This window comes from Thioalkalivibrio denitrificans, from assembly GCF_002000365.1.
GTDB classification, from domain to species: domain Bacteria; phylum Pseudomonadota; class Gammaproteobacteria; order Ectothiorhodospirales; family Ectothiorhodospiraceae; genus Thioalkalivibrio_A; species Thioalkalivibrio_A denitrificans.
In genome coordinates this window covers 23,474-31,179 of record NZ_MVBK01000007.1, presented here as the reverse complement: position 1 = coordinate 31,179, position 7,706 = coordinate 23,474, and the positions used below count along the sequence as shown (strand labels likewise).

Below are 7,706 nucleotides of genomic sequence, written 5' to 3'. Positions count from 1 at the left end.
ATGCAACATTGGGGCTAGACCCGGACCGGGAACCACAGGCCGATGGTTCCTCCATGGGCATGGGCATCGCAGCAGCCCCACAGCAGGTACAATGACCGCAATCCGTTATCCGGAGGGGACCCATGGCCATGCATGCGCGTAAGAGTTCGCTGAAGCAGACCGCGCACCGCGACGCCTGATTCCCGTGTCGGGGCACGGATCGGCGGTACTGGACCTGGTGATCCCCGGTCTGCTGGACCGGGTCGGGGAATGGCAGTCGGATGACGGCGATGTCGGTCGCTATCCGTCGCTGGAGTGGCTGCTGGGCCGGGCCAGAACGAGGGTGCAGGGTGCCGTGGGGATGGAAGCGACCCTTGGGGGGCTGTTCGGTTACCACGGCGCGCTTCCGTGCGCCGCGTTGCGACGGCTGGCCCTGACCGGCGAGCCGCACACGGGCCGCTGGCTGTGCATGGATCCGGTCCATCTGGAACCGGGTATCACGGACCTGATCCTCTCCGGTCCGGATGTGCTATCCATCGATCCGCAGGAGGCGCAGGGGCTGGTGGACCGCATCAATGCGCATCTGGCGGACGAGGGGCTCGCGATCGAGGCCACCCGGGCCGATCAGTGGCACGTGTGCCTGCCTGAAGGGATGCCCCTGCCCGAGACGGTGGCCCTGTCCCGCGTCCTTGGTCGGCCGGTCAACGCCTCGCTGCCCGGTGGCAGCCAGAGCCGCTACTGGCACCAGTTGATCAATGAACTGCAGATGCTGCTTTTCGACGCACCCGAGAATCAGGCCCGGGAAGCCCATGGCCTGCCCGCGGTGAACAGTGTCTGGCCCTGGGGCGGTGGTGCCCTGCCGGAATCGGTGCAATCGCACGTGACACATATCTACTCGGATGATCCCGTGGTGTCGGGGCTCGGACGGCTGGCCGGGGTCCCGGTGGAGCCCCTGCCTGAATCCGCCGAAGCGGTGCTCCGGGCGAACGGCCCTCGTCTCGTCTGGCTCGATGTGCTGTGGGGAGACGTGGTGAGGGACGATCCCGACGCGTGGCGGGCAGGTCTCGACGGCCTGGAACGGGCCTGGTTCGGGCCTTTGCGCAGGGCCCTGGGTGGGCAAGGCCTGTCGGCCCTGCGCGTGTACACGGCCTTCGGACCGGTGTTCGAGGTGACCGCCGCGGCCCGCTGGTGTTTCTGGCGCCGGTCCCGGTCACTCGCGGAGTGCCTGCCGTGAAGGCGGTGCGCCGTATCCGCCGCCGGCAGCCGCCGGACGGCGCCGCGCTCCCGGATGACGTGCTGGCGCGCGTGCTCGCACTGCGAGGCGTGCTGGATCCCGCGCAGTGCGAGTACGGTCTGGGTGGGCTGGCGGCGCCGCATCTGCTGTCCGGTATCGATCGGGCTGTGGATCGTCTGGAGCGTGCGGTTACGGGTGGCGAGCGCATCGTCGTTGTGGGTGATTTCGACGCCGACGGGGCCACCAGCACCACCGTCGCCCTGCGGGCCCTGTCCGCCATGGGTGCGCTGGACGTGCATTTCCGCGTCCCGAACCGCTTCGAGTACGGCTACGGTCTGACGCCCGGGATCGTCTCGGACCTGCGTTCCCTGGAACCCGGGGTGCTGGTCACGGTGGACAACGGCGTCTCCAGTGTGGACGGCGTGGCGGCCGCCCGTGCCGCGGGGATGTCCGTGGTGGTCACCGATCATCATCTGCCGGGTCGCGTCATGCCGGACGCCGATGCCATGGTGAACCCAAATCTGCCGGGCGACCCGTTCCCCAGCAAGCACCTGGCCGGGGTCGGCGTGATCTTCTACGTGATGCTTGCTCTTCGGGCTCGCCTGCGCAGCATCGGCTGGTTCGAGCGCCGCGCAATCGAGGAGCCCAACCTGGCGGAACTCCTGGATCTGGTCGCGCTGGGTACGGTGGCCGACGTGGTGCCGCTGGATCACAACAACCGCATACTGGTGGAGCAGGGCCTACGGCGCATCCGCGCCGGGGCGGCGATTCCGGGTATCGCCGCGCTGCTGCAGGCGGCCAATCGAAATCCGGAACGCACCGTGGCGACTGACCTGGGCTTCGCCGCCGGACCCCGGCTCAATGCCGCCGGACGCCTGGACGACATGGCGCTGGGCATCCGTTGCCTGTTGGCCGACGATCCCGCCGAGGCCCGTGCCCTGGCCGCGGCGCTGGACGAGCTGAACCGGGATCGCCGTGAGATCGAGGCGCAGATGCAGTCCGAGGCTGTCGTGAGCCTCAACGCACTGCCGGTGGACAGCTGGGCCGACCGTTATGGGGTGTGCCTCTTCGAGCCGCGCTGGCATCAGGGGGTGATCGGGATCCTGGCCGGCCGCATTCGCGAGCGCATTCAGCGCCCTGTGATCGCCTTTGCCGATGCCGGTGACGGCGACCTCAAGGGATCCGCCCGGTCCATCCCGGGTCTGCACGTGCGCGATACGCTGGACCTGGTGGCGGCCCGCCATCCGGGGCTTGTCAGCAAGTTCGGCGGACACGCCATGGCCGCGGGCCTGACGCTGCCCCGGGCCCATCTCGACGCCTTCAGCGAGGCCTTCGATGCCGCGGTGGCCGAGCGTATCGACCCCGCGGACCTGGAGGGCGTCATCCACAGCGACGGTGAACTGGCCCCGCACCAGCTTGGCCTGGAGACCGCCATGGCCCTTCGCGATGCCGGACCCTGGGGGCAGGGCTTTCCGCCACCCGTGTTCGACGGGGTATTCCGGATCCTGGACCGGCGTGTGCTGAAGGACCGTCATCTGCGCCTGCGGTTGCGCGCCACCCCGGACGCTGCGCCCATCACCGGCATCGCCTTCAACGTGGACTGGGAAGACTGGCCGGAGGATCGGCAGGACGTCCGCCTCGCCTACCGGCTGGAGGTCAACGAATACCGCGGTCTGCTCAGCCCCCAACTCCAGATTGAGCATGTGGAAGGAAGCTGAATTCAAGATTCAAGATTCAAGATTCAAGGTTCAAGGTTCAAGGTTCAAGGTTCAACGGCCGTCGGACGTACTTGCTTTGAATTTTGAATCTTGAATCTTGAAGTGCCTCCCGCGACCAGGTCGCGGGAGGCACTTTGGTGTACAATTACGCGTTTTTCAAGCCCGAAAAGAGTGCCATGGAACTCAATCCGCTTTACACCCAGATCGACGATCTGCAAGGCCGTGTCGAGGCCTTGAGGGGGTATCTTTGACTACGATGCCAAGCGCGAACGCCTGGAGGAAGTGAGCCGGGAACTGGAGGATCCCGACATCTGGAACGATCCCGAGAAGGCGCAGGAGCTGGGAAAGGAACGTGCGCGGCTGGAAGAGGTGGTGCTGCTGATCTCGCGCATGGACAAGGCGCTGGGTGATGCCCGTGACCTCCTGGCGCTGGCGGACGAGGAAGACGACGCCGATACGGTGGGTGCGGTGGAGTCCGATCTGGCGGCGTACGAAGAGGATGTGGCACAGCTGGAGTTTCGCCGCATGTTCTCCGGCGAGATGGACGAGAACAACGCCTACCTGGACATCCAGGCCGGCTCCGGCGGCACCGAGGCCCAGGACTGGGCCAACATGCTGTTGCGCATGTACCTGCGCTGGGGTGAACGGCGGGGTTTCAAGACCGAACTCATGGAAGTCTCCGAGGGCGAGGTGGCCGGCATCAAGAGCGCCACGGTCAAGTTCGAAGGCCCTTATGCCTACGGCTGGCTGCGCACCGAGACCGGCGTACACCGCCTAGTGCGCAAGTCCCCCTTCGATTCCGGCAACCGGCGTCACACCTCGTTTGCCGCCGTGTTCGTCTCGCCCGAGGTGGACGACAGCATCGAGATCGAGATCAACCCGGCGGACCTGCGGGTGGACACGTACCGCGCCAGTGGTGCCGGCGGTCAGCACGTAAACCGCACCGAATCCGCCATCCGCATCACTCACATGCCGTCCGGCGTGGTGGTGGCCTGTCAGGCGGAACGTTCCCAGCACAAGAACCGCGATACGGCCATGAAGCAGCTCAAGGCCAAGTTGTACGAGCTGGAGCTGCAGAAGCAGAACGCCGAGAAGCAGGCCCTGGAGGATTCCAAGTCCGATATCGGCTGGGGCAGCCAGATTCGCTCGTACGTACTCGACCAGTCACGCATCAAGGATCTGCGCACCGGCATCGAGGTGGGCAACACCCAGGCAGTGCTGGACGGAGACCTGGATCAGTTCATCGAGGCCTCATTGAAAAGCGGCCTCTAATCCAAGGCTGACCGCTGAGTGCTGAGTGCTGAGTGCTGAATGCTGACCGCTGAGTGGCAAGCGCCAAGCGCCGAACCCTGACCGAAGAACGAAATGACCAGATGACTGACCAAGAACAACCCCAGGACGAACACAAACTGATCGCGCAGCGCCGTGAGAAGCTCATGAAACTGCGCGAGCGTGGCGTGGCGTTTCCCAACGACTTTCGCCGCAATGTGATGGCCGGGCAGCTGCATGCCGAATATGGCGACAAGCCGGCCGGGTTCTTCGAGGAGAACTCGATCCGCGTGGCGGTGGCCGGGCGCATGATGGCCAAGCGCATCATGGGCAAGGCGAGCTTCACGCAGATACTGGACATGTCGGGACGCATCCAGCTGTTCGTGCAGCGGGACAGCCTGCCGGAAGGCGCTTATTCCGACTTCAAGACCTGGGACGTGGGCGACATCCTGGGTGCCGAGGGCACGCTGTTCAAGACGAAGACGGGCGAACTCACCGTGAACGTCGATACGCTCAGGCTGCTGACCAAGTCCCTGCGCCCGCTGCCGGAGAAGTTCCACGGTCTTTCCGACACCGAGACCCGCTATCGGCAGCGTTACGTGGATCTGATTATGAATGATCCGGTGCGGGAGACCTTTCGTACCCGTACCCGGGTGATCCAGTTCATGCGCCATTTCCTGGACCAGCGCGGTTTCCTGGAAGTGGAGACGCCCATGATGCAGGCCATTCCGGGGGGCGCCACGGCCAGGCCCTTTGCGACCCACCATCATGCGCTGGACATGCAGCTGTTCCTGCGCATCGCACCCGAGCTGTATCTCAAGCGCCTCGTGGTGGGCGGGTTCGAACGCGTCTACGAGATCAATCGCAACTTTCGCAACGAGGGGCTATCCACCCGGCACAATCCGGAATTCACCATGCTGGAGTTCTACGAGGCCTATGCCACGTACCGGGACCTGATGGACCTCACCGAGGACATGCTGCGCGATCTCACCCTGGAGGTGCTGGGCACCACGGTGGTTCATTACCAGGGGGAGTCCTATGACTTCGAGCGCCCCTTCAACCGCATGACGGTCAAGGAGTCCATCCTGCATCACAATCCGGACCTGAGCGAGGCGGACCTGGAGGACCTGGCGCGTGCCCGCACCGTGGCTGCGGGGCTGGGTATCCCGCTCAAGGAAGGCTATGGTCTCGGCAAGATATGGGTCGAGATCTTCGAAAAGACGGTGGAGGACAATCTTAAGGACCCCACCTTCATCACCGCCTATCCCACGGAGGTATCACCGCTGGCCCGTCGCAATGACGAAGATCCCTTCGTCACCGACCGCTTCGAGTTCTTCGTGGGCGGGCGCGAGATCGCCAACGGTTTCTCGGAGTTGAACGACTACGAGGACCAGGCGGAACGTTTCCGCAGGCAGGTGCAGGAGAAGGAAGCGGGGGACGACGAGGCCATGCACTTCGACGCCGACTACCTCCGCGCCCTGGAACACGGCATGCCCCCCACCGCCGGCGAGGGCATCGGCATCGACCGCCTGGTCATGCTGCTCACCGACAGCCCGTCCATCCGCGACGTGCTGCTGTTCCCGCACATGCGGCCGGAAAGCTGAATGGCGATTCAAGATTCAAGATTCAAGGGGATGATGCCTCGCTCCGACGCCGGGAGGAGACAACGCATTTCCTTTGAATCTTGAATCTTGAATCTTGAATAGTGACCTTTGAATCGCCTCATCATACGAGGCGAAAATACCCCGCCACCACCAGCACCGTCATAACGCCACCGACGATATAGAGGATGTTGGACAGGCGCTTGTTGTTGGGGCGGCTGAAGAACGCCGCCCAGAATACGAGCAGGATCAGGACGACCAGGAAGAAGAGAAACCGCATCAGGAGTCTGCCTGTTCAAAGGAATAGGGGAGGTCCTCCAGGTTAACGCCGGGGGCTTCCTCCGTGGCGAGGCGAAGGCCGCCGGCCTCGGCAGCGGCGATCTGCAGGACGGCCAGGGCCGAGACCATGCCGTCGGGATGCGACTGTGCGTCCACGATCTGCCCCGCGGCTTGGCCCGGCTCGTCGTCGCCGGTTGCCGCTGCCGCCAGGATCTCCGTCCCCGGTGCGGGCGGTTCGCCGGTCTCGATGGAGACCCGATACATGCGCCGCTTGAGCTTGCCGAGATAGTGCATGCGGGCCACGACCTCCTGGCCGGGGTAGCAGCCCTTCTTGAAGCTCACGCCGCCGATCAGTTGCATGTTGGCCATCTGGGGCACGAAGGCCTCACTGGTGGCGGGGGTCACCGTGGGGATGCCCGCCAGGATGTCCAGCAGGGCCCACGGACCGGCCCCGACCGGGGCGCAGCGCACGTTGAGTTTCTCCCAGAGCTGCATCATGGGTTCCAGTTCCCCGTAGCACTCGAACCGAGGATGCGGGCCGGGCACGCGAATGACCGTGATCTCACCCGCGTGGACCACGCCGTTGATCGAATCCGGACCGGACCGCCCCAGGGCGGTCTCGAGCTCACCGGCTGCATCGGGGCCCGAGACACCGAGGCGCACCAGGGCATCGTCGGCGTCCTCCAGGGTCACACGGGAGCGCAGCACGAACATTCGCAGGCGCTTGAGCACCGGCTCAACCATGTCCCGGGGCAGCCGCAGGTAGTAGCTCTGACCGCGCACGAACAGGCGAAAATTGGCCAGCATGCGCCCCTTGGGGGTGCAGTAGCTGTTCATCTGGCTCGTGCCGGTATCCAGGCTCAACACGTCGTTGCTGAACTGGCCCTGCAGGAACTGGCCGGCCTCGTCGCCGTGGGCGGCGATCAGGCCCCAGTGGGAGAGGTCGCAGATCACGTTGCCGGTGGTGACCACCCGCCGCTCACGCTCGTCGTTGCCGAAATGGGCCACGCGCCCGTCGTCGAACTCGGCGCCGGCGTCGGTGAGAAACGCTCTCCATTCCGGTTTCATGGCTTCTCCTGGCACGGAATCAATGATCCGGCATATTAGACCAAAGGGAAAAACGGTGTCAGCTACTGACACGGACGAACTAAGGCGTTAACCTTGGGTCGGAAGACAACGATACGCATCGCGTGTCGACACCAGTCAGCTACCGGTCCAACAAGAACCACAGGAGCCTCCCCGGATGCGCCGTGACGGTCGGCCCGTATTCCTGAACCTGTTCCAGATTCGACTGCCGATTCCCGGGGTTGTTTCCATTGCCCACCGAATTTCCGGCGTCCTGCTGTTCCTCTCCATCCCGCTGTTTCTGCTGCTCTTCCAGCGCTCGCTGCAGGGCCAGGCCGGGTTCGAGCAGGCGCTTGGCTGGCTGCGCAATCCGGCGGTCATGCTGCTCACGCTGATCCTGGTCTGGAGCCTGCTGCATCACTGGCTGGCGGGGATCCGGTACCTGCTCATCGACGTGGACGTGGGTCTCGAGCGCCAGATCGCGCGGCGTACGGCCTGGACGGTGCTCGTGCTGGCGCCGTTGCTCACCATCATCCTTCTGGGGGTGTTATGGCTGTGAGA

General features: G+C 64.8%; 7 protein-coding genes. 5 read left to right on the top strand and 2 right to left on the bottom strand.

Features of this window, described 5'->3' with window-relative positions; all coding sequences use genetic code 11:
- The first annotated feature begins 184 nt into the window (after window positions 1-184).
- The 4 genes from B1C78_RS01430 to lysS all read left to right on the top strand — a co-directional run bounded on the left by B1C78_RS01430 (window position 185) and on the right by lysS (window position 5,804).
- Window positions 185-1,213: a hypothetical protein gene (locus B1C78_RS01430; RefSeq protein WP_077277363.1), complete on the top strand. Its 1,029-nt coding sequence runs from the start codon at window positions 185-187 to the stop codon at window positions 1,211-1,213.
- Entirely contained in the window at window positions 1,210-2,931 is a 1,722-nt protein-coding gene (recJ, locus tag B1C78_RS01425) for a single-stranded-DNA-specific exonuclease RecJ (protein WP_077277362.1), read from the top strand. The genes B1C78_RS01430 and recJ overlap by 4 nt, the downstream gene beginning before the upstream one ends.
- A 176-nt stretch (window positions 2,932-3,107) precedes the next feature.
- Window positions 3,108-4,203, top strand: a protein-coding gene (gene prfB / locus B1C78_RS01420) for a peptide chain release factor 2 (RefSeq protein ID WP_139349767.1) whose coding sequence is annotated in 2 segments (ribosomal slippage) — window positions 3,108-3,179 and window positions 3,181-4,203 — 1,095 coding nt in all. Because the reading frame shifts where the segments join, the coding sequence is not laid out codon by codon here.
- 101 nt (window positions 4,204-4,304) lie between these two features.
- Entirely contained in the window at window positions 4,305-5,804 is a 1,500-nt protein-coding gene (lysS, locus tag B1C78_RS01415) for a lysine--tRNA ligase (protein WP_077277365.1), read from the top strand.
- Between the two features lie 121 nt (window positions 5,805-5,925).
- On the opposite strand, the gene B1C78_RS17545 is transcribed toward lysS, so the two are convergent.
- Window positions 5,926-6,081 (bottom strand): hypothetical protein, encoded by a 156-nt coding sequence (locus tag B1C78_RS17545; RefSeq protein WP_175628197.1) that lies wholly within the window; start codon window positions 6,079-6,081, stop codon window positions 5,926-5,928.
- Window positions 6,081-7,148: a CAF17-like 4Fe-4S cluster assembly/insertion protein YgfZ gene (gene ygfZ / locus B1C78_RS01410; RefSeq protein ID WP_077277360.1), complete on the bottom strand. Its 1,068-nt coding sequence runs from the start codon at window positions 7,146-7,148 to the stop codon at window positions 6,081-6,083. Before ygfZ ends, B1C78_RS17545 begins: the two co-directional genes overlap by 1 nt.
- Window positions 7,149-7,323: 175 nt before the next feature.
- Between ygfZ and sdhC the strand changes: the two genes are divergently transcribed.
- The gene (gene sdhC, locus B1C78_RS01405) at window positions 7,324-7,704 is read left to right on the top strand and encodes a succinate dehydrogenase, cytochrome b556 subunit (RefSeq protein ID WP_077277359.1); all 381 of its coding nucleotides are present in this window, start codon (window positions 7,324-7,326) and stop codon (window positions 7,702-7,704) included.
- The last annotated feature ends 2 nt before the right edge of the window (window positions 7,705-7,706 follow it).

Excerpts from the sequence above, each read along its gene's own strand:
- lysS (WP_077277365.1), top strand. The coding sequence starts at position 4,305 with ATGACTGACCAAGAACAACCCCAGGACGAACACAAACTGATCGCGCAG.
- B1C78_RS17545 (WP_175628197.1), bottom strand. The coding sequence starts at position 6,081 with ATGCGGTTTCTCTTCTTCCTGGTCGTCCTGATCCTGCTCGTATTCTGG.
- ygfZ (WP_077277360.1), bottom strand. The coding sequence starts at position 7,148 with ATGAAACCGGAATGGAGAGCGTTTCTCACCGACGCCGGCGCCGAGTTC.
- sdhC (WP_077277359.1), top strand. The coding sequence starts at position 7,324 with ATGCGCCGTGACGGTCGGCCCGTATTCCTGAACCTGTTCCAGATTCGA.